The organism is Kocuria oceani (assembly GCF_029524215.1).
Classification (GTDB): domain Bacteria; phylum Actinomycetota; class Actinomycetes; order Actinomycetales; family Micrococcaceae; genus Kocuria; species Kocuria oceani.
In genome coordinates this window covers 43,788-64,589 of sequence record NZ_JARAMH010000007.1, presented here as the reverse complement: position 1 = coordinate 64,589, position 20,802 = coordinate 43,788, and the positions used below count along the sequence as shown (strand labels likewise).

Below are 20,802 nucleotides of genomic sequence, written 5' to 3'. Positions count from 1 at the left end.
ACTGCTCAGACAGGTCGGGACCACACAAGAGATCAGAAGTCCCAGTCCTCGTCCTCCGTGTTCACGGCCTTGCCGATGACGTAGGAGGAGCCCGAGCCGGAGAAGAAGTCGTGGTTCTCGTCGGCGTTCGGGGACAGCGCGGAGAGGATCGCCGCCGAGACGTCGGTCATCTCCTTCGGGAACAACGCCTCGAAGCCCAGGTTGTTGAGGGCCTTGTTGGCGTTGTAGTGCAGGAACTTCTTGACGTCCTCGGTCCACCCCACCCCGTCGTAGAGCGACTCGGTGTAGAGCACCTCGTTCTCGTAGAGCTCGTCGAGCAGTTCGTAGGTGTAGAGCTTCAGCTCGTCCTGGCGCTCCTGCGACTCCTGGGCCATCGCCCGCTGGAACTTGTAGCCGATGTAGTAGCCGTGCACGGCCTCGTCGCGGATGATCAGGCGGACCAGGTCGGCCGTGTTCGTCAGCTTCGCCCGGGAGGACCAGTACATGGGCAGGTAGAACCCGGAGTAGAAGAGGAAGGACTCGAGCAGGGTCGAGGCCACCTTCTTCTTCAGCGGGTCGTCGCCCTTGTAGTAGCGGATGACGATCTCGGCCTTCTTCTGCAGGTACGGGTTCTCCCGGGACCAGCGGAACACGTCGTCGATGTCCTTCATGGAGGACAGCGTCGAGAAGATCGAGGAGTAGGACTTCGCGTGCACGGACTCCATGAACGCGATGTTGGTGTACACCGCCTCCTCGTGCAGGGTCACGGCGTCCGGGATCAGGGAGACGGCGCCCACGGTGCCCTGGATGGTGTCCAGCAGCGTCAGGCCCGTGAAGACCCGCATGGTGAGCTCCTGCTCCTCCAGGGTCAGCGTCTTCCACGAGGGGACGTCGTTGGAGATCGGGACCTTCTCGGGCAGCCAGAAGTTCGCGGTCAGGCGGTCCCAGACCTCGTCGTCCTTCGGATCCTCGATCCGGTTCCAGTTGATGGCCTGGGCCTGGTGGTGGAGCAGCTGCACCTTGTCGATGCTCTCGCTCTTCTCCAGCGTCATGGTCTGTCTCTTCCTTGAACGGGGTGGGCCCCCGCGCGCGTCCTGCGGACGCACGCGGGGAGTTCGTGGTGGTCGCCGGGGCCGGCGGTCAAAGCATGCAGGACACGCAGCCCTCGACCTCCGTGCCCTCCAGCGCCAGCTGGCGGATCCGGGAGTAGTACATCGTCTTGATGCCCTTGCGCCAGGCGTAGATCTGCGCCTTGTTGATGTCGCGGGTGGTGGCCGTGTCCTTGAAGAACAGGGTCAGGGACAGGCCCTGGTCCACGTGCTGCGTGGCCGCGGCGTAGGTGTCGATGATCTTCTCGTAGCCGATCTCGTAGGCGTCCTGGAAGTACTCCAGGTTCTCGTTGTTCATGAAGGGCGCCGGGTAGTACACGCGGCCCAGCTTGCCCTCCTTGCGGATCTCGATCTTCGAGGCGATCGGGTGGATCGAGGACGTCGAGTTGTTGATGTAGGAGATGGACCCGGTCGGCGGGACGGCCTGGAGGTTCTGGTTGTACATCCCGTGCTCCATCACCGAGGCCCTGAGCCGCGCCCAGTCCTCCTGCGTGGGGATGTGCACGCCGGCCTCGGCGAACAGCTGCCGGACGCGCCCGGTGGCCGGGGCCCACTCGCGGTCGGTGTACTTGGCGAAGTACTCCCCCGTCGCGTACTGGGACCGCTCGAAACCGGCGAACGTGGCCCGCCGCTCCTTCGCGATCTCGTTCGACGCGCGGATCGCGTGGTAGGTGACCGTGTAGAAGTAGATGTTCGTGAAGTCGAGGCCTTCCTCGGAGCCGTAGTGGATGTGCTCCTTGGCGAGGTAGCCGTGCAGGTTCATCTGGCCCAGCCCCACCGCGTGGGACATCTGGTTGCCGCGCTCGATCGAGGGCACCGAGTTGATGTTGGACATGTCCGACACCGCGGTGAGGCCCCGGATCGCGGTCTCCACCGACTGGCCGAAGTCCGGGGACTGCATGGTGAGGGCGATGTTGAGGGAGCCGAGGTTGCAGGAGATGTCCTTGCCGACCTCGTCGTAGTCCAGGTCCTCGTGGTACGTGGACGGCTCGGAGACCTGGAGGATCTCGGAGCACAGGTTGGACATGATGATCTTGCCGTCGATCGGGTTCGCCCGGTTCACGGTGTCCTCGAACATGACGTACGGGTAGCCGGACTCGAACTGCACCTCGGCGAGGGTCTGGAAGAACTCGCGGGCCTTGATCTTCTTCTTCTGGATCCGGCCGTCGGCGACCATCTCGTGGTACTTCTCGCTCACGTTCACGTCCGAGAACGGCATGCCGTAGACCCGCTCGACGTCGTACGGGGAGAACAGGTACATGTCCTGGTTCTTCTTGGCCAGCTCGAACGTGATGTCCGGGATGACCACGCCCAGGGACAGGGTCTTGATCCGGATCTTCTCGTCCGCGTTCTCCCGCTTGGTGTCCAGGAAGCTGTAGATGTCCGGGTGGTGGGCGTGCAGGTACACCGCCCCCGCGCCCTGGCGGGCACCGAGCTGGTTGGCGTAGGAGAAGGAGTCCTCCAGCAGCTTCATGATCGGGATGATGCCCGAGGACTGGTTCTCGATCTTCTTGATCGGGGCGCCGGCCTCACGGATGTTGGTCAGCGCGAACGCCACGCCGCCGCCGCGCTTGGACAGCTGCAGCGCGGAGTTGATGGAGCGCCCGATGGACTCCATGTTGTCCTCGATGCGCAGCAGGAAGCAGGAGACGAGCTCACCCCGCTGCTGCTTGCCCGCGTTGAGGAACGTGGGGGTGGCCGGCTGGAAGCGCCCGGAGATGATCTCGTCCACGAGCTGGGCGGCGAGGGTCTCGTCGCCGTCGGCGAGGTAGAGGGAGACCATGACCACGCGGTCCTCGAAGCGCTCGAGGTAGCGCTGGCCGTCGAAGGTCTTCAGCGTGTAGGACGTGTAGAACTTGAACGCGCCCAGGAAGGTCTCGAAGCGGAACTTCTTCGCGTAGGCCCGCTTGGAGAGCTCCTTGATGAAGTCCCGGCTGTACTTCGCCAGGACCTCGGGCTCGTAGTACTGGTGCGAGACCAGGTAGTCGAGCTTCTCCTCGAGGTCGTGGAAGAAGACGGTGTTGTTGTTGACGTGCTGCAGGAAGTACTGCCGCGCGGCCTGCCGGTCGGCGTCGAACTGGATGTTGCCGTCCGCGTCGTAGAGGTTCAGCAGGGCGTTGAGCTCGTGGTAGCCCAGGCCCTGGTACTTCTGCGGAACGCGCTTGTCCTCGTGGCCGGGCTCGACGCTCACGCCCGGGGCTGCGGAAATTGTCGCCAAAACTGTTCCAATCCTTCGTTTACCTTGCGGACATCCTCGGAGGTGCCCATGAGTTCGAACTTGTAGAGGACGGGGACGTCGCACTTGGCCGCGATCTTGTCCGCGGCCAGGCAGAACGCCGGCCCGAAGTTGGTGTTGCCCGCGCCGATCACGCCGCGCAGCAGCCGCCGGTTGGCCTCCCTGTTGAGGAACTTCACGACCTGCGGCGGAACGGCCCCGCTGCCACTGGGCCGCCCGTAGGTCGGGGCGACCAGCACGAAGGGCTCGGTCATCTCGGGGGGCTCCTCCCCGGTCAGAAGAGGAAGGCGCACCGCGCGGGCGGCGAGCTTCTCGACGAAGCGGTGCGTGTTGTTGGAGACCGAGGAGAAGTAGACGACCAGGGGGGCGCAGGACGCGGACGCCGGGCGGGCGGCGCCGGGGTCCTGCAGAGCGGTCCCGGTGGTGCCGGGGTGGTTCGTGCTCATGTGCTTCCGCGCTCCGGGGTGGGTCGGTGGCCGGTGGTCCTGCATCCGGGTCCGGGACCGGGCGCCGCGGGGAAGCGGGCGGCGCGCGGGCCTCAGGCCGAGAGCAGCACGGCCAGGGAGGTGATCTTGTCCGGACGGTAGCCGGACCAGTGCTCGGTGGGCGTCTCGACGACCGGGACCTGCTGGTAGCCCAGCGCCAGGACGTGGGCCAGGGCCGCCTCGTCCTCGGTGACGTCGACGACGTTGTACTCGATGCCCTTCTTGGTCAGGGCCCGGTAGGTGGCATTGCACTGGACGCAGGACGGCTTGCTGTACACGGTCACGGACATCGCTGTTTCCCCTTGGTCGCTCGGGTGGTTTTTCGGGGGAGATCCGGGACTTCCGCAGACTCTGCGGCGGTGAAGGGGTCTCTCCGGGTGGCTGATTTCAATACTACATCTAGTGTCCGGAAGGGGAAGTGACCCCTAGATGCAGTGGTGACGGTTGTCCACAGCTCCTCTCTGGCTATCCCCAGGACAGGCCTCGGCCATCCACAGGGCCCCGTCCGCGGGGGTCGCGGAAATCCGCGACCGGGGCCCCGATATGCACAGGCTGTGCGCTCCGCGGGGCCCCCGGACGGCGGACCGAATTAATTTTCGGACACGGCGTGTCGGCTCCGGCGGCGGGGCCGTCGCAGACCGACCGCCGCGCCGGCGAGCAGCGCCCGCAGGCCCCGGTAGGGCGGGTAGACGACCCGCAGGGTGTCGGGGGCGAGCGGCTTGTCCAGGACCGCCCGCGCGTGGGAGAACGTGGTGAACGAGAACTTCCCGTGGTAGGCGCCGGTGCCGCTCTCCCCCACTCCGCCGAAGGGCAGCTCCGGGCTGCTCAGCTGCAGCAGCGGCGCGTTGAAGGACAGCCCGCCGGAGGACGTGCGCCGGCGGAAGAGCTCCTTGACCGCCCTGTCCTCGGTGAACACGTAGAGGGCCAGCGGCTTGTCCCTCGCGGTGACGAGCTCCACCGCGTGCTCGGCCGACTCCACCGGCACCAGCGGCAGGACGGGCCCGAAGATCTCCTCGGCCATCAGCGGGCCGTCCGGGGCCGAGCGCACCACCGTGGGCGCCAGGTAGCGCGCCTCCGGGTCGGCCGCGCCGCCGCACACCACGTCCTCGGCAGGGACCTGGTCCAGGAGGCCGGTGAGCCGGTCGAGGTGGCGTTCGGTGACGATCCGCCCGTAGGAGCCGCTGCGGCGCGGGTCCTTCCCGTAGAGCTCCCCCACCGCCCGCACCAGCTCGGGCTCGAGGGCGGCCAGCGTCCCGGGCGTGCCGAGGACGTGGTCCGGCGCCACGCAGGTCTGTCCGGCGTTGAGGAACTTCCCCCACACGATCCGCCGCGCGGCGGTCCGCAGATCGGTCGAGCCGTCCACCCAGGCCGGGGACTTCCCGCCCAGCTCGAGCGTCACCGGCGTCAGGTGCCGGGCGGCCGCGGCCATCACGATCCGGGCGACCGTCCCGTTGCCGGTGTAGAAGACGTGGTCGAAACGGTGCTCCAGCAACCGGGTGGTCTCCGGGACGCCGCCCTCGACCACGCTGACGCAGTCCCCCAGGTACGTCTCGAGCAGTCCGGCCAGCACCGCGGAGACCGTCGCGGAGACCTCGGAGGGCTTGACGACGACGGTGTTGCCGGCGGCGAGCGCTCCCGCCAGCGGACTCAGGACCAGCTGGACGGGGTAGTTCCACGGCGCCATCACCAGCACGGTGCCGAGCGGCTGGTGCTCGATCCGGGAGCGGGCCGGGGCCAGGCTCAGCGGGACCGGGATCCGCACCGGGGCCATCCAGCGGCGCAGCTCCTTGCGGATCCCGGCGATCTCCTCGAGGGTGAAGCCGATCTCGGTCAGCCACGCCTCGGCAGGGGGCTTGCCGAGGTCGGCCGCGAGGGCGTCCTGGAGCGCCTCACGGTTCTCCCGCAGGAGGTCCTCCAGCCGCTGGAGCCGGTCCAGCCGGGCCTCGAGGTCCAGGTCCGGGACGAAGGACGCACGGGCCCGGGCGACGGCGGCGTCGACCGCTGGGAAGTCCCCGGTGGTGGCGGCCGGGGCGGCGGCGAGGGTGCTGCGGGTGCTCGTCATGGCTCCAGCGTAGGACCGCGCTCGGACGTTCCACGCCGCGGGCGGGTCGGCCTGCCGCTCAGAGCAGTCCGTGCTCGGCGAGCTGGCGGGAGATCGAGGCGCCGTCGTTGCCCTCGATCCACAGCGTCCCCTCGGGGATGCTCACCCGCCGCTCCTCGTTGACGAGGGGGTTGCCGGCCAGCACCGCCTCGGCCGGGGACAGGTTGCGGATCACGATCGCGGCCACGTGGTCGGGATAGCGGTGCACGAAGCCGCTGTAGATCTCGGGGTCGTGCTGGCCGTCGTCGCCGATGAGGATCCAGCGCACCTCCGGGAAGTTCCGGGCCAGACGCTCGAGGTTCTGCACCTTGTGGGCCGAGCCGGCCCGGAACCAGCGGTCCGTGGTGGGCCCCCAGTCGGTGAGCAGCAGGGCCCCGTCCGGGTAGGCGTTGCGGGTGAGGAACCGGCGCAGGGTGGGCGCCACGTTCCAGGCGCCCGTGGAGAGGTAGACGAAGGGCGCCTCGTGGTGGCGGTGCAGCAGCCGGTCCATCATCACCGCCATGCCCGGGGTCGGGGTGCGGGCGTGCTCGTTGAGCACGAAGGAGTTCCAGGCCGCCAGCAGGGGGCGGGGCAGGGCGGTGACCATGACGGTGTCGTCGACGTCGGAGACCACGCCGATCCGCTGCTCGTCGGCGACGACGAACACCCGGGCCTCGACGACGTCCGAGCCCTCCGTCTGCATCCACACGGTGTGCTCACCGGGGGGCAGGGACACCTGCAGGTCGACGTCGATCACTCCGCCCTTGTCGGCCACCAGGTGGAACTCGTACTCGTCGATCCAGACGTTGACGTGGGCGAAGGCGATGGGCACGGAGGTGAAGGAGCGCCAGCCGCGGATGGACTCGGCGCTCTCGTCGGTGGACTCGATCAGCCCGCGGGTCTTCAGCAGCGCCCGGCCCAGCACCCGCACGTGGTGCTCGGACCCGTAGCCCTCGAAGGCGACCATGACGGGGATGTCGCCCCGGGACTCGGCGCGGCGCTGGCGGAACCGGTGGAACCGCTGCTCGAGGCGGTAGCCCACGTTGATGGCTTCTTCGGTGACCTGGTCGACGGTCTGCAGGAGGTCCGAGCTGTCGGATTTCTTCGCCATGCGCCCAGTGTTTCACAGCGCCCGCCCGGGTCACGGCGGTGACCGCGGGGCGCCGCGGGCCGGTTTCCCGGTCCACGGCACCCCGTGGGCGTGCGTCGTCGCGCTGGCTGCTGCGGCTAGTTCTTGATGTAGCCGTTGGGGTTGAGCACGTACTTCGTGGCGGCCCCGGCGTCGAACTCGGCGTAGCCCCGCGGCGCCTCCTCCAGCGGGATGGCCTTGGCGTTGACGGCCTTCGCGATCTGGATCTTGTCGTGCAGGATCGCCATCATCAGCTGCCGGTTGTACTTCATGACCGGGCACTGGCCGGTGGTGAAGGACAGGGACTTGGCCCAGCCGGTGCCGAGGCTGATGGACAGGGAGCCCTTCTTGGCGGCCTCGTCGACCGCCCCCGGGTCCCCGGTGACGTAGAGACCCGGAATGCCCAGGGCCCCGCCGGCGGCGGTGATGTCCATCAGGGAGTTCAGCACGGTGGCCGGGGCCTCGTGGGAGGCGTCCTTGCCGTGCCCGCGGGCCTCGAAGCCCACCGCGTCCACGCCGCAGTCGACCTCCGGCACGCCGAGGATCTGCTCGATCTGCTCGGCCGGCGCGCCCTTGGACACGTCCACGGTCTCGCAGCCGAAGCTGCGGGCCTGCGCCAGACGCTCCTCGTTCATGTCGCCCACGATCACCACGGCCGCCCCGAGCAGGTGGGCCGAGGCCGCCGCGGCCAGGCCGACCGGGCCGGCGCCGGCGATGTAGACGGTCGAGCCGACCCCCACCCCGGCCGTGACCACGCCGTGGTAGCCGGTGGGCAGGATGTCGGAGAGCATGGTCAGGTCCATGATCTTCTCCAGGGCCTGGTCCCGGTCCGGGAACTTCAGCAGGTTCCAGTCTGCGTAGGGCACCAGGACGTGCTCGGCCTGTCCGCCGACCCAGCCGCCCATGTCCACGTAGCCGTAGGCGGAGCCGGGCCGGTCCGGGTTGACGTTGAGGCAGATGCCGGTCTTGCGCTCCTTGCAGTTGCGGCAGCGCCCGCAGGAGATGTTGAAGGGCACGGAGACGATGTCCCCCACCTTGATGAACTCCACGTCGGGGCCGACCTCCACGACCTCGCCCGTGATCTCGTGGCCCAGGACCAGGTCCGTGGGGGCCGTGGTGCGGCCGCGGACCATGTGCTGGTCGGAGCCGCAGATGTTGGTGGCCACGGTCCGGAGGATGACCCCGTGCGGGACCTTGCGGCCGATGTTGGCGGTGTTGATGCCGGGTGCGTCCTTGAGCTCGAACTCCGGGTAGTCGGTGTCGATGACCTCGACCTTGCCGGGACCCTTGTAGGCGACTGCTCTGTTGCCTGCCATCATGACCTCTTCCGTTGAGGATGTCCGCTGGAATGTGCACCGCGAGGCGCGCGGGTCCGGCGGATCCCGACACGTCGTGATACAGCTCACGGAGGTCGGCCGCCGGTGGAGCAGACGCTAACAGGACACATCAACGAGCGGAAGGGATGCGGGCGAGTGCGGCTTTTGTGGCGCGGGGCCCGGAACGGCCCAGGGAAAGGCACGGTGGGCGGCACGGCGGGCGGAGCCGTGGCCGGGACAGCGAAAGAGCCCGTTCCGCGCGATGCGGAACGGGCTCTTTCGTCCTGGTGGAGCTGAGGGGACTCGAACCCCTGACCCTTTGCATGCCATGCAAATGCGCTACCAGCTGCGCCACAGCCCCAGGTCGTTACCTCCGGAACACTATCACAACCTCGGAGTTCCCTTTTCGGTCACCCTTTTCCGGTTGATCCTGCGCCCCGCTGGGCAACGCATTCATACTAGACAGCTGATCCGGATCAAGGCAAATCGTCGGACGCGGGGGCCGGCGCGGACTCCTCCGGCGCGGTGGCGCCCTGCTCGGACGGCCCCAGATCGACCACGGGGCTGTCCCGCCAGAGCCGCTCGAGCGCGTAGAAGGCCCGGTCCTCGTCGTGCTGGACGTGGATGACCACGTCGCCGTAGTCGAGGAGGACCCACCTGCCCTCGGAGCGGCCCTCGCGGCGGATCGGGCGCAGGTCGAGCCGCTCGACGAGCTTCTCCTCGATCTCGTCGACGACGGCGTTGACGAGCCGCTCGTTGGAGGCGGAGGCGACGAGGAACGCGTCGGTGATGCCCAGCGCCTCGCTGACGTCCAGGGCCACGATGTCGTGGGCCTGCTTGGCGTCGGCCGCGGCGGCCGCGATCTGGAGGATGGACAGGGAGAAATCATTGACAGTCAAGGAGGATCCTTTCCCGGCGAACCGGTGGTTCCGTCCCCTCGAGGGGACGGTGTGGAGCGAACGGATGGTGAACAGGAGGGAGGGAGCGCTCTCAGAGGACGAAGAGCACCAGCACCACGGCCAGCGCCGCCAGCAGGACCAGCAGCAGCAGCAGAGCCAGCCGGCGGCCTGCGGCCCCGCGCCGGTACTCGCGCGGCTCGAGCAGCTCCAGGCCGCCCGCCGCCGTGGCGGGCACCGGAGCGGCCGGTGGCTCCGGCTCCTCCTCGGCCCGCTCCCCCGCCGGCTCCGGCAGGGCGGCCACCGGGGGCGCGGTCTCCGGCGGGTCCGACTGCGGTGCCGTCGCGTCACCGGGATCCTCGGGGGCCGCCGCGTGCGAGCCGTGGTGCTCGGCGGGGGCGAGGATCTCGATGTGCGTGAGCGCGGCCAGCTCCTCCGGCGCGAGCCGGTTGCTGAACAGGGAGGGGTCGACGTGCACCGGGTCGTGGCCCACGTGCCCGTCCGTGCCGGTCGTGCCGTCCGCACCGGGGAAGACGACGGTGATCTGCTCGGTCGCCTCCGGAGGCGTGGGCTCGCCGGGCGGCGGCTCCGCGGGCGCCGGCTCGGCAGGAGCGGTCCGCGCCGCGGGAGGCCGCGGCGTCACGGGCGCGGGGACGCCGGCACCGCCGGCGGAGGGCGCGTTGGCCTGCTCGGCCTGGGCGGCGAGCTCGGCGAAGCGGCGCTGCTTCTCGAGCAGGTCCGGGTCGGCCGGGTCCCCGCCGGTCTGCTGCAGCTCGCGGGAGCGTTCCGCCAGCTCCCGCTGCAGACGGGCCAGCCGCCGCGGCCCGAGAGGCTTCACGGGCCGCACCGGCACGGCGTCGCCGCCGAGGTCGATGATCGGGGCGGGCCCGGAGGGAGCCGGCTGCCCAGCGTCGTGGGTCCCGGCGTCGTAGGCCCCGTCGTCCGGGGTTCTGCCGTCCCGGGCCTCGTCGTTGCCGGGCATCAGGGGGCCTCCACCGGGACGGTGCCCGGATACGCGCCGACGTGCCCGGCCTCCGCGCTCGCCTCCGGGCCGAGGTACAGGCCGTACTTGTTGATGTACTGCACCACGCCGTCGGGCACGAGGTACCAGACGGGCTTGTGCTGGGCCACCCGGGCGCGGCAGTCCGTGGAGGAGATCGCCATGGCCGGCACCTCGAGCAGGTTGACCCCGCTGGACCCGACGGGCGCGGCGAGGTCGTGGCCCGGGCGCGTCACCCCCACGAAATGGGCGAGCTCCCACAGCTCCTCGGCGCCCTTCCACGTCAGGATCTCCGCCATGACGTCGGCGCCGGTGATGAAGAACAGGTCCGCCTCCGGGCGCTGGCGCTTCAGGTCGCGCAGGGTGTCCACCGTGAACGTCGGGCCGTCGCGCTCGATGTCGACGCGGCTGACGGTGAAGCGCGGGTTGGACGCCGTGGCGATCACCGTCATCAGGTAGCGGTGCTCCGCGGGGCTCACGGCCCCGGCGGCCTTCTGCCACGGGTGGCCGGTGGGCACGAACACGACCTCGTCGAGGTCGAACTCCCCCGCCACTTCGGAGGCGGCCACGAGGTGGCCGTGGTGGATCGGGTCGAACGTCCCGCCCATCACGCCGAGCCGGGTGCGTCCGGGTCGGCGGGGCGGGACGGCCGTCCCCGTCGCGGGCAGGTCCCGGGAGCGGGCGGAGGCGTCCTGCGCGGCGGTCGTCACGACGAAGGGACTCCCCGGCTCAGCCGTGCCGCTTGGCGGCGTAGTCGGCGAGCAGCGCCTGCTCGTCCGCCGGCAGGTCCGCGGGGTCCTGGTGCTGGCCGGCCTCCGGGCTGAGCCCGCGGTTGGCGAAGGACATCGCCACGATCATCAGACCGATCAGCACGACGAACACGGAGCCGCCCCACACGACGGGCGGGATCCCGGCCTCGGCGGCGGCGTGCCCACCCTCGACGGCGGCGAGGACGGTGGTGACGGACTGCTGGAGCATGGGGATCCCTTCAGGTGCCGGCGCGGAGCCGGAAGTCGGTGAGCGGCCCGTGCCGCCTCGGCCGGCGGGCCCGGACGGTTCTCATGGTACTGAATCCGCGGCGGGCCCGCCGCGTGCGGCTCAGGCGCGGACGTGCCCGTCGCCCTGGACGATCCACTTCGTGGTGGTCAGCTCCTCCAGGCCCATCGGGCCGCGCGCGTGCATCTTCTGGGTGGAGATGCCGATCTCGGCGCCGAGGCCCAGCTGCCCGCCGTCGGTGAACCGGGTGGAGGCGTTGACCATCACCGCGGCGGCGTCGATCTCCGCCACGAAGCGCTCGGCGTGGGCGAGGTCGTTGGTCACGATGGCCTCGGTGTGCCGGGTGGACCAGCGGTCGATGTGCTCGAGCGCCTCGTCCAGGGAGTCGACCACCTTCACGGCCAGGTCCATGGACAGGTACTCGGCGGCCCAGTCCTCGTCGGTGGCGCGGACGTGGTGGCTGCCTGCCGGCAGCATCGCCTCGGCGCGCTCGTCGACGTGCAGGGTCACCCCGGCGCGGTCGAGTGCCGCCAGGACGGAGTCCCCGTGCGCGAAGCCGCTGTGCAGCAGCAGCGTCTCCGTGGTGTTGCACGTGCTGGTGCGGTGGGTCTTGGAGTTCACGACGAGGTCGACGGCCATGTCCTTCGACGCGGAGTGGTCGACGAACAGGTGCACGTTACCCTCGCCGGTCTCGATCACGGGGACCTTCGCGTTCTGCACGACCGACTGGATCAGCCCGTGCCCCCCGCGCGGGATGAGGACGTCGACCTTGCCCCGGGCACCCATCAGGGCGTTCGCGCCCTCGCGGCCGTACTCGTCGATGCTCTGGACGCAGTCCACGGGCAGCTTCACGTCGGCGAGGGAGTCGCGGATGATGCCCACGAGGGCCCGGTTGCTCTCCTCCGCGGCCGAGCCGCCGCGCAGCAGCACGGCGTTGCCGGACTTCAGCGCGATGCCGGCGATGTCGACGGTCACGTTCGGGCGGGCCTCGTAGATGGCGCCCACCACGCCCATCGGCACGCGCACCTGGCGCATCCGCAGGCCGTTGGGCAGGGTGCTGCCGCGGACGAAGCCGCCCACGGGATCGGGCAGCGCGGCGAGCTCGCGCAGGCTCTCGGCCAGGCCGGTGATCCGCTGGGCGTCGAGCTTCAGGCGGTCCAGCAGGGCCTCGGAGGTCCCGTTCACGCGGCCGCGCTCGAGGTCCTTGGCGTTGGCGGCGAGCACGACGTCCTGCTTGCGCTCGATCCGGTCCGCGACGGCCAGCAGCGCGCGGTCCTTCCAGGTGCGGGTGGCGCGGGCGAGGATGCGGGCGGCGTCGCGGGCGTCGTCGGCCATGGCGGACACGCCGGCGACCGGGTCCTCGCCGAAGGTGGCGATCACGCCGGTGTCGGACACGACCGCCTTGCCGGTCGTGGGGGTGGCTTCGTCGGTGGTCACGGAATCGTGTGCGGCGGAAGTCATTTCTTCAGTTTAGTCCGCGCACCCCGGGCGCGCAGAACCACCAGGTTGTCCACGTGCACGAGCTCCCGGCTGTAGTCGTCGCCCAGCTCGTCCGCGAGCACCGAGGTGGACTTGCCGAGCATCGGGGGGATCTCGTCCGAGGAGTAGTTGCTGAGCCCGTGGGCGATCTCCCTGCCGTCCGGGTCCCGCAGGGAGACCGGCTCCCCCGCCTCGAAGGTGCCGGAGACCCCGACGACGCCGGCGGCCAGCAGGGAGTTGCGGTCCCGGATCGCCTCCACGGCGCCCGGGTCCAGGGTCAGCGAGCCCTTGATGTCGGCGAGGTGGGCCAGCCACAGCAGCCGCACGTTGCGGCGGCCCCCGGAGGTCGCGAACCAGGTCCCGACGTCCTCCCCGTGCAGGGCGCGGGTGATGTTCTGCGCCGAGGTGACGAGGGCAGGGATGCCCGAGGCCGCCGCGATGCGGGCCGCCTGGACCTTGGTGACCATGCCGCCGGAGCCCACGCCGGCGGCCCCCACGGAGCCGATCTGCACGCCCTCGAGGTCCTTGATGGGATCGTTGACCACCGGGATCCGGTCCCCGCCCTTGCGGGGGTCCTTGGTGTAGAGGGCGTCGACGTCGGACAGCAGCAGCAGGACGTCGGCCTTGATCAGGTGGGCGATGAGGGCGGCGATCCGGTCGTTGTCGCCGAACTTGATCTCCTGGCTGGACACCGCGTCGTTCTCGTTGACGATCGGCAGCACGCCGAAGTCCAGGAGCCGTTCGATCTGGCGGTGGGTGTTCTTGTAGTGGCTGCGCCGCATGAGGTCCTCGGCGGTCACGAGCACCTGACCCACGGTGACGCCGTAGCGGGCGAAGGACTCGATGTAGCGGCCCATGAGCAGGCCCTGCCCCACGGCGGCCGCAGCCTGCTTGCCGGCGAGGTTCTTGGGCCGCCGGGACAGACCCAGGGGCGCCAGCCCGGCCGTGATCGCGCCCGAGGAGACGAACACGATCTCGATGCCGCGCGCCTTGGTCTCCCCCAGGGCGTCCACGATCATCCGCACGGCCTGCTCGTCGATGGAGCTCTCGATGGACGTCAGCGACGACGAGCCGACCTTCACCACCACGCGGTGGGCGCGCGGGATGTCCTCCCGGCGCTCGATCGGGCTGCGCCGGTTCTTGCCGCGGTTCTCGCTGCTGAGCTGGACCGCGGACTTCTCCGCGACCTCCTCGAGGCGCTCGACGTCGATCTGGGTCGTCTGCTCGTTCATCCTGTGCGTCTCCCTGTGCGGTGGGCGTCGTCGGTAGGGGGGTCGGTCGTGATGGTCGTGCGGCGGGTCGGTGTCGTCGGTGACCGGACGGTCGGCCCCGGGTCCGCCGTGTCCCGGGGTGCTCACGTCCCAGGCCGGTCGTCGATCGCCGGTGCCGGGCCGGTCCGGTCGTGTCCGGTCGGTCGGTCCGTGCCGGTGGTCGGCCGTCAGTCGTCGGCGCCGGGGTCCGGCTCGGTCCCGCCCCGGCGGGCGTCGACCGACTCGGTCCACACCCCGGCGGTGCGCTCGGCCTCGAGCTCGGCGCGGGCCGCGGCCTTGGCGTCCTTGCGCTCCTGGTACTGCTGGCGCTTCTGCTCGCGGGTCGGGCGGTCGATGTCGGCGAAGCGCAGGTCGGTGCCGCGCGGGCCGGCGAGCAGCTCCGCACCCCCGACCATCGTGGGCTCCCAGTCGAAGACCACGCCGTTGTCCTCCGGGCCGATGAGCACGGCGTCCCCGGGCCGGGCACCCTGCTTGAACAGCCCGGCCTCCACGCCGAGCTTCGCGAGGCGGTCGGCGAGGTAGCCCACCGCCTCCTCGTTGTTGAAGTCGGTCTGCAGGATCCAGCGGTCGGGCTTGTCCCCGCGCACGTGCCACAGCGGCTCGAGGTTGCGCTCCTCGCGGGTGATGGTGAACTCGGGCCCGCGCACGCCCTTGGGCCGCAGCACCACGCGCGGGGCCTCCGCCGGGGCCGGGCGCGCGGCCCGGGCCTGCTCCACGACCTCGCCCATCGCGAAGGTCAGCGGGCGCAGCCCCTCGTGGGAGGCGGTGGAGATCTCGAAGACGCGGTAGCCGCGGGACTCGAGCTCGGGGCGCACGAAGTCGGCCAGCTCGCGGGCCTCGGGCACGTCGATCTTGTTGAGCACCACCAGCCGCGGTCGTTCGTTGAGCGGCAGCGCGTCCCCGCCGTCGAGGTCGCCGTCCACGGCGTAGCCGGCGAGCTCCGCCTCGATGGTCTCCAGATCGGAGATCGGGTCCCGGCCGGGCTCGAGGGTGGCGCAGTCCAGGACGTGCACGAGGGCGGCGCAGCGCTCCACGTGGCGCAGGAACTCCAGGCCCAGGCCCTTGCCCTCGGAGGCCCCCGGGATCAGCCCGGGGACGTCCGCGACGGTGTAGCGCACGTCCCCGGCCTGGACGACCCCCAGGTTGGGCACGAGCGTGGTGAACGGGTAGTCGGCGATCTTCGGCCGGGCCGCGCTGATCGCCGCGATCAGGCTGGACTTGCCGGCCGAGGGATAGCCGACCAGGGCGATGTCCGCGATCGACTTCAGCTCCAGGACCACGTCCCGGGAGGCGCCCGGGGTGCCCAGGAGGGCGAAGCCGGGGGCCTTGCGCTTGACCGAGGCCAGCGCGGCGTTGCCGAGCCCGCCCTGACCGCCGGGGGCGGCGACGAACTCGGCGCCCTCGCCCACGAGGTCGGCCAGGACGTTGCCGTCGCCGTCCTTGACCACGGTGCCGTCGGGCACGGAGAGCACCAGGTCCTCGCCCTGGTGGCCGTGCCGGAGGTCGCCCTTGCCGGGTCCGCCGTTGGGCGCGGAGCGATGGGGGGCGTGGTGGTAGTTGAGCAGGGTGGTGGTCTGGCCGTCCACGCGCAGGATCACGTTGCCGCCGTCGCCGCCGTTGCCTCCGTCCGGCCCGCCGAGCGGCTTGAACTTCTCGCGGCGGATGGACACGCAGCCGTGCCCCCCGGAACCGCCGGAGACGTGCAGGACGACGCGGTCGACGAAACTGGCCACGGAGAGCTCCTCTGGGTCATGAACGGGCGGGCCCGCGCACGGGCCACGTTAAAACTGTAGAGGGCGGGCGCTGGACGCACCCACCCTCCACAGATCAGACATGGGTGGTGCGGGACGGGTCCCGCACCGGGGGCCGGCGGACCGGCCCGGTCGACTACTCGGCGGCAGCCTGGATGTTGACGACCTTGCGGCCCCGGCGGGTGCCGAACTCGACCTGGCCGGCGGCCAGGGCGAACAGGGTGTCGTCGCCACCGCGGCCGACGTTCAGGCCGGGGTGGAAGTGCGTGCCGCGCTGGCGGACGAGGATCTCGCCGGCGTTGACGGTCTGGCCGCCGAAGCGCTTCACGCCGAGGTACTGCGCGTTGGAATCCCGACCGTTGCGAGTGGAGCTCGCGCCCTTCTTGTGTGCCATGAGGTGTGCCTACCTTCGTGTTGGGACTGGCGTCCGGTATGTGGAGGGGGAATCGCGCCGATCAGGCGTCGATACCGGTCACCTTGACGGTGGTCAGCTCGGCCCGGAAGCCCTGGCGCTTCTTGTAGCCGGTCTTGTTCTTGAACTTCTGGATGGAGATCTTGGGACCGCGCAGGTCGCCGACGATCTCGGCCGTGACCTTCACGCCGGCCAGGGTCTGGGCATCCGAGGTGATCTTGTCCCCGTCCACCAGCAGAAGAGCAGGAAGCTCGATGGTGCTGCCTGCTCCGCCGGCGACGCGGTCAAGGGTAACGAGGTCTCCGACGGAAACCTTTTCCTGGCGGCCGCCAGCGCGGACAATCGCGTACACCACTTGGGAACTCACTTCTCTCGACGTCATGTGTAAACAGTGTGGGTCGAGCGCACCCCTGTCAGGACCAACGACGTTGAGACGAGCTGACGGTGACCGGCCCGTGGGACCAGGCCGTGGTCAGCGCAGGTTCGCCGCAATTCAGGAACTGCACCCGCATGTGCCGCCAGGTGGGGTGTCGAGTTGGAACACGCGCGCACCGGCATGGCACCGAAGATCAAGACTACTCGATCCCGTCAATGCCCGCCAACCGAACCGCCGGGACCGGCGCGGCGAAGAAGTCCCGCTCCAGGGCGCAGGCCTCCAGGAACACCTCCCGCATCCGCTCCCGCACGGCCGGGGCCGCGCCCCGGGCGGCCTCGTCGAGCAGCTCCCGGGCCGTGCGGGTCGCCTCCTGGAAGCCCTCGTCGGCGTAGGTGGCGAGCCAGTCCGCGTAGGGGTGCTCGGCGGCCCCGGCGGCCGCCGCGAGCTCCCCCAGGTGCCGGCCGACGTCGGCGTAGACCCAGAAGCACGGCAGCACCGCGGCGAGGCCCACCGGGTAGGGCTCCGCGGCGGTGGCCGCGAGCAGGAAGGAGGTGTAGCGCCGCGTCACCTCCCCGGGACCGGCGCCGGCGGCCCCGGGCTCGGCGTGCCGCAGGCGGGCCCGGTGCAGCTCGCTCTCCGTCTCGGTGCAGGACACCGCGCCGGTCGCGAAGAACAGCCGCTGCCGCTCGTCCGGGGCCCGGGCGGCGAGCAGGGTCAGCGCCCGGCTGTAGCCGTCGAGGTACTGCAGGTCCTGGTCCAGGTAGGCGAGGAACCGCTCGGGCTCGAGCCGGCCGTCGCCCAGGCCGCGGACGAAGTCGAGCTCCTCGATCTCCCGGCGCAGCCCGGCGGAGGCCGCCCAGAGCTCGTCGCTGAAGCGGGCCGGTGCCGCGCCCCAGCTCTCGAGCGCGTCCTGGACGTGGTGGAAGTGGTGCACCGGGCCGCTGCCGTGGCCGACGGCCAGGTCCCCGGAGCGCTCGAGCGCCCCGCGCAGCCACGCGCGGGCGATGCCGAGGCTGTGCGCCCAGTCCCCGTGCCGGGCCTGCAGGGTGGCCAGCGCCGAGGAGAGCGAGCAGCCGGTGCCGTGGGAGTTCTCGGTGGGCACCCGGGCGCCGTCGAACGCGGCGAGGGGCTCCGGTGCGTCCGGGCCCACGAGGGCGTCGGGGGTCCGGTCCCCGGTGAGGTGCCCGCCCTTGACGAGCACCAGGGTGCCGTGGGCCCGGGCCACCCGGTGGCCCTGCGCCAGGGCCTCCGCCCAGGAGGACGCGACCTCCTCCTGGGCGAGCACCGCGAGCTCGGGCAGGTTGGGGGTGACGAGGTCGGCGTGGCCGAGCATCGCGCGCAGCGCGTCCTCGGCCTCCCGCTCGAGCAGGCGCCCGCCGGAGGTCGCGACCATGACGGGGTCCAGGACCACCACCGGCGGCCGGCGGTCCTCGAGCCAGCGGGTCACCGTCTCGATCACCGGCACGGAGCCGAGCATGCCGATCTTCACCGCGTCGATCTCGACGTCCTCGGCGACGGCGTCCAGCTGGGCGGCGAGGAACTCCACGGGCGGGACGTGGACGGAGCGCACCCCGAGGGTGTTCTGCACCACGACGGCCGTCACGGCACTCATGCCGTAGCCGCCCATCGCCGCGATCGACTTCAGGTCCGCGTGCTGTCCCGCCCCGCCGGTGGGGTCGGTGCCGGCCACGGCCAGGACGCGGGGCACCTGGGGGCTCATCGGGCCACCTCCTCGGGGACGCGGCCGAAGGCGCGCACGTAGCGGGCGGCCGCGGCCGCGGGATCGGGGTCGGCGCAGATGCCGGAGACCACGGCCAGTCCGGCCGCCCCGGCGGCACGCAGGGCCGCGGCGTCCTCGACCCGCACCCCGCCGATCGCCAGGCACGGCAGGGCGCTGCGTGCCGCGGCACGGGCGAACCCCTCGACGCCCAGCGGCTCCGGGTGGTCGGGCTTGGTGCGGGTGGCGCGCACGGCGCCGACGCCCAGGTAGTCGACGGTGCCCGGGGGCAGGGCGGCGGCCGCGTCGAGCTCCGGCGCCGTGGCGGCGCTCAGGCCCAGCACCGCGTCCGGTCCGCAGATCCGCCGGGCCAGCTCCACGGGCAGGTCGGACTGGCCGACGTGCACCCCGGCCACGGCCGCCCCGGCCGCCCGGGCGGCCAGGTAGGCGTCGGCGCGGTCGTCGACGAGCACGGGGACGTCCCGGCCCACGCGCTCCGCGACGGCCACGAGCAGGGCGACCAGGTCCCGGGCCGGGGCGTGCTTCTCCCGGACCTGGACCATGGTGGCTCCCCCGGCCACGGCGGCCGCCACGACGTCGGGCACGCTGCGCGGGGCGCTGAGCGCCGTGTCGGTGACGAGGTGCAGGGCCAGGGCGGCGGGGTCGAGGCGGGCGCTCACCGGGCACCCTCCTCGCGCACGAGCTCCGCCCGGGCGGCGAGCTGCTCCGGGGTGATGGCGTGCAGCCGGTCCAGCAGGGCCACGGCGAAGGATCCGGGGCCGGCGCAGCCGGCGGCGGCGTCCTCGGCCGCCAGGGTGTAGACCGTCGTGGCGGCGGTCGCCGCCGCGGCGGGGTCGGCGCGCACGGCGGTGAAGGCGGCCATCAGGGCGCCCAGGGCGCATCCGCCGCCGGTGATCCGGGTGAGCAGCGGCGTGCCGTGCGGCACGCGCACCACGCTCCCGTCCGGGGCGCGCACGAGGTCGACCGGCCCGGAGACGGCCACCGCGGAGCCGGCCTGCGCGGCGATCGCGGCGGCGGCGTCCCGGGCGGCGTCGACGCCGTGGGTGGCGTCCGTGCCCCGCCCTCCGGCGCCGCCGGCGAGGCCCATGATCTCCGAGGCGTTACCGCGCACGATCGCCGGCCGGTGCCGCAGCAGGTCGCGGGCCAGCGCGGTGCGCACGGGCAGGGCGCCCACGGCCACGGGGTCCAGCACCCAGGCGAGTCCGGCCCGCTGCCGGGCGCCGACCGCCTCGTAGGCGGCCCCGCGCTGCTCGGCGGTGGGCGTGCCGGTGTTGACGAGCAGTCCGTCGGCGAGCTCCGCGAAGATCCCGCCCTCGCCCTGGATGTCGGTCATGGCCGGGGAGGCGCCCACGGCCAGCAGGACGTTGGCAGTGACGTTGGCGACCACGGTGTTGGTGATGCACTGCACCAGCGGCGCTGCGGCGCGCAGCTCCTCGAGGGCCGTGGCGGCGTCCTCGGCGAGCGCGGGGTCCGGCGGCGCCCCTTCGGCTCCTGCGGTGCGGGCGGGCAGGGGTACGGCATCGCGCATCAGCGACATCCCTTCGCTAGTACTGGCTAGATCAGGTTCGACGGGTGTGATCTCAGCCGCTCGCGCGGCACCCCGTGTCAGGTGTTCCGCCAGTCTAGCCGCCCGTCGGTGCCGGGCGCGGCGGGTCCCCGGCCCCGCGGCCGGGGACCCGCCCGGACCGCCGCGGAGACGGCCGCCCGGTCAGAAGAACCCGTTGCCGTGCGGCATCCGCTCCGGGACGGGCTGGACGACCTCCCAGTGCTCGAGGATCCGCCCGTCGGCGACCCGCCACAGGTCGTAGCAGCCGGCCGGACGCGGGTCGCCGGGCTCCCCGCCCTCGCCGTCGGGCTCGAGCACCCCCTCGGTGACGGTGAGGACGAAGCCGCCCTCGCCGAGCACCCGGTGGAGGGCGCGCCGGGCGAGCCGGGACTCCGGTCCGGCGCCGTGCTCGACGAAGCGCGGGTCGCGGGCCAGCTCCTCGAGGGCCTCCCGGTCCGCACCGAGGAGACGTCCGTGCACCCACTCGGTGATCAGCGCCTTGTTCGCCGCGGTGTGCTCGTGGTCCGTGACCTGCCGGGGGCCGTCGACCCGGTGCGCGCCGGCGGCTCCCCTGGGCAGCGGCTCGAGGGCGTCCCAGTGCTCGGCGAGCCGGTCGCCGGCCACGCGGAAGACGTCCACCGCCACCAGGGGTTCCGGACCGAGACCGTGGTAGACGCAGTGGACGGCGACCATGTCCCCGTCCTCGAGCACGCGCAGGGTGTCGATCCGGAAGTCGTCCGGCAGCTGCTCGAGGACGGCGCGGAGCCCCTCCCGGCCGTCGGGCCCGAGCCCGGAGTGCTGCCGGAAGTCCGGGGCCCAGTACCGGTCGAGGGCCGCAGGGTCCCGGTGTCCGAAGAGGTCGGCGCCCGCGGTGAGTACGATCTGCTTGCTGCTCATGGTCATCCCCTCGGCGCTGCGGGCCGGGGGTCCACCCGGTCGGGCCGCCCGCGTGTGGTGCGACCACGCTACTCCCGGCCCCGCGCGGCCGGACAGGAGATCCGGC

General features: G+C 71.6%; 20 protein-coding genes, 1 tRNA gene and 1 riboswitch. All 21 genes read right to left on the bottom strand.

What is annotated here, in order from left to right; all coding sequences use genetic code 11:
* Nucleotides 1-32: 32 nt before the first annotated feature.
* The 21 genes from nrdF to PU704_RS09385 all read right to left on the bottom strand — a co-directional run bounded on the left by nrdF (nt 33) and on the right by PU704_RS09385 (nt 20,696).
* The gene (gene nrdF, locus PU704_RS09485) at nt 33-1,031 is read right to left on the bottom strand and encodes a class 1b ribonucleoside-diphosphate reductase subunit beta (RefSeq protein ID WP_062734489.1); all 999 of its coding nucleotides are present in this window, start codon (nt 1,029-1,031) and stop codon (nt 33-35) included.
* 88 nt (nt 1,032-1,119) lie between these two features.
* Nucleotides 1,120-3,279 carry a class 1b ribonucleoside-diphosphate reductase subunit alpha gene (gene nrdE, locus PU704_RS09480; protein ID WP_277551135.1) on the bottom strand — a complete coding sequence of 720 codons (2,160 nt, stop codon included), beginning with the start codon at nt 3,277-3,279 and terminating at the stop codon, nt 1,120-1,122.
* Nucleotides 3,276-3,770: a class Ib ribonucleoside-diphosphate reductase assembly flavoprotein NrdI gene (gene nrdI / locus PU704_RS09475; RefSeq protein WP_277551134.1), complete on the bottom strand. Its 495-nt coding sequence runs from the start codon at nt 3,768-3,770 to the stop codon at nt 3,276-3,278. Before nrdI ends, nrdE begins: the two co-directional genes overlap by 4 nt.
* 92 nt (nt 3,771-3,862) lie before the next feature.
* Nucleotides 3,863-4,099: a glutaredoxin-like protein NrdH gene (nrdH, locus tag PU704_RS09470; RefSeq protein WP_047804163.1), complete on the bottom strand. Its 237-nt coding sequence runs from the start codon at nt 4,097-4,099 to the stop codon at nt 3,863-3,865.
* A 299-nt stretch (nt 4,100-4,398) separates the two neighbouring features.
* A complete protein-coding gene (locus tag PU704_RS09465) occupies nt 4,399-5,871 on the bottom strand; it encodes an aldehyde dehydrogenase family protein (protein ID WP_277551133.1) in 1,473 nt (490 codons plus the stop codon).
* A gap of 58 nt (nt 5,872-5,929) precedes the next feature.
* A complete protein-coding gene (locus PU704_RS09460) occupies nt 5,930-7,000 on the bottom strand; it encodes an App1 family protein (protein ID WP_047804165.1) in 1,071 nt (356 codons plus the stop codon).
* A gap of 116 nt (nt 7,001-7,116) precedes the next feature.
* Entirely contained in the window at nt 7,117-8,334 is a 1,218-nt protein-coding gene (gene fdhA / locus PU704_RS09455) for a formaldehyde dehydrogenase, glutathione-independent (protein ID WP_047804178.1), read from the bottom strand.
* A gap of 285 nt (nt 8,335-8,619) precedes the next feature.
* Nucleotides 8,620-8,695: transfer RNA gene (locus tag PU704_RS09450), tRNA-Ala, on the bottom strand.
* A gap of 115 nt (nt 8,696-8,810) precedes the next feature.
* Nucleotides 8,811-9,233 carry a ribosome silencing factor gene (rsfS, locus tag PU704_RS09445; protein WP_277551132.1) on the bottom strand — a complete coding sequence of 141 codons (423 nt, stop codon included), beginning with the start codon at nt 9,231-9,233 and terminating at the stop codon, nt 8,811-8,813.
* A gap of 91 nt (nt 9,234-9,324) precedes the next feature.
* A complete protein-coding gene (locus tag PU704_RS09440) occupies nt 9,325-10,212 on the bottom strand; it encodes a hypothetical protein (RefSeq protein WP_277551131.1) in 888 nt (295 codons plus the stop codon).
* Nucleotides 10,212-10,838 (bottom strand): nicotinate-nucleotide adenylyltransferase, encoded by a 627-nt coding sequence (gene nadD / locus PU704_RS09435; protein ID WP_380113250.1) that lies wholly within the window; start codon nt 10,836-10,838, stop codon nt 10,212-10,214. The genes PU704_RS09440 and nadD overlap by 1 nt, the downstream gene beginning before the upstream one ends.
* A gap of 121 nt (nt 10,839-10,959) precedes the next feature.
* A complete protein-coding gene (locus PU704_RS09430; protein ID WP_047804168.1) occupies nt 10,960-11,208 on the bottom strand; it encodes a hypothetical protein in 249 nt (82 codons plus the stop codon).
* 120 nt (nt 11,209-11,328) lie between these two features.
* Nucleotides 11,329-12,687, bottom strand: coding sequence for a glutamate-5-semialdehyde dehydrogenase (locus PU704_RS09425; protein WP_277551130.1), 1,359 nt, complete (start codon nt 12,685-12,687; stop codon nt 11,329-11,331).
* A complete protein-coding gene (gene proB, locus PU704_RS09420; RefSeq protein WP_203225638.1) occupies nt 12,684-13,937 on the bottom strand; it encodes a glutamate 5-kinase in 1,254 nt (417 codons plus the stop codon). Before proB ends, PU704_RS09425 begins: the two co-directional genes overlap by 4 nt.
* A gap of 206 nt (nt 13,938-14,143) precedes the next feature.
* Nucleotides 14,144-15,709 carry a GTPase ObgE gene (gene obgE, locus PU704_RS09415; protein ID WP_047804169.1) on the bottom strand — a complete coding sequence of 522 codons (1,566 nt, stop codon included), beginning with the start codon at nt 15,707-15,709 and terminating at the stop codon, nt 14,144-14,146.
* Between the two features lie 154 nt (nt 15,710-15,863).
* A complete protein-coding gene (gene rpmA, locus PU704_RS09410) occupies nt 15,864-16,121 on the bottom strand; it encodes a 50S ribosomal protein L27 (protein ID WP_017834601.1) in 258 nt (85 codons plus the stop codon).
* Between the two features lie 61 nt (nt 16,122-16,182).
* A complete protein-coding gene (rplU, locus tag PU704_RS09405) occupies nt 16,183-16,494 on the bottom strand; it encodes a 50S ribosomal protein L21 (RefSeq protein WP_047804170.1) in 312 nt (103 codons plus the stop codon).
* Between the two features lie 220 nt (nt 16,495-16,714).
* Nucleotides 16,715-18,235 (bottom strand): bifunctional hydroxymethylpyrimidine kinase/phosphomethylpyrimidine kinase, encoded by a 1,521-nt coding sequence (locus PU704_RS09400; RefSeq protein ID WP_277551129.1) that lies wholly within the window; start codon nt 18,233-18,235, stop codon nt 16,715-16,717.
* Complete coding sequence (gene thiE, locus PU704_RS09395; RefSeq protein WP_277551128.1) at nt 18,232-18,912, bottom strand: thiamine phosphate synthase; 681 nt, start codon at nt 18,910-18,912, stop codon at nt 18,232-18,234. The genes PU704_RS09400 and thiE overlap by 4 nt, the downstream gene beginning before the upstream one ends.
* Complete coding sequence (gene thiM, locus PU704_RS09390) at nt 18,909-19,781, bottom strand: hydroxyethylthiazole kinase (protein WP_277551127.1); 873 nt, start codon at nt 19,779-19,781, stop codon at nt 18,909-18,911. Before thiM ends, thiE begins: the two co-directional genes overlap by 4 nt.
* Nucleotides 19,773-19,866: riboswitch (TPP riboswitch) on the bottom strand. (Overlaps the previous gene by 9 nt.)
* Before the next feature lie 95 nt (nt 19,867-19,961).
* Nucleotides 19,962-20,696, bottom strand: a complete 735-nt coding sequence (locus tag PU704_RS09385) for a nuclear transport factor 2 family protein (RefSeq protein ID WP_277551126.1) — start codon at nt 20,694-20,696, stop codon at nt 19,962-19,964.
* Nucleotides 20,697-20,802 lie beyond the last annotated feature (106 nt).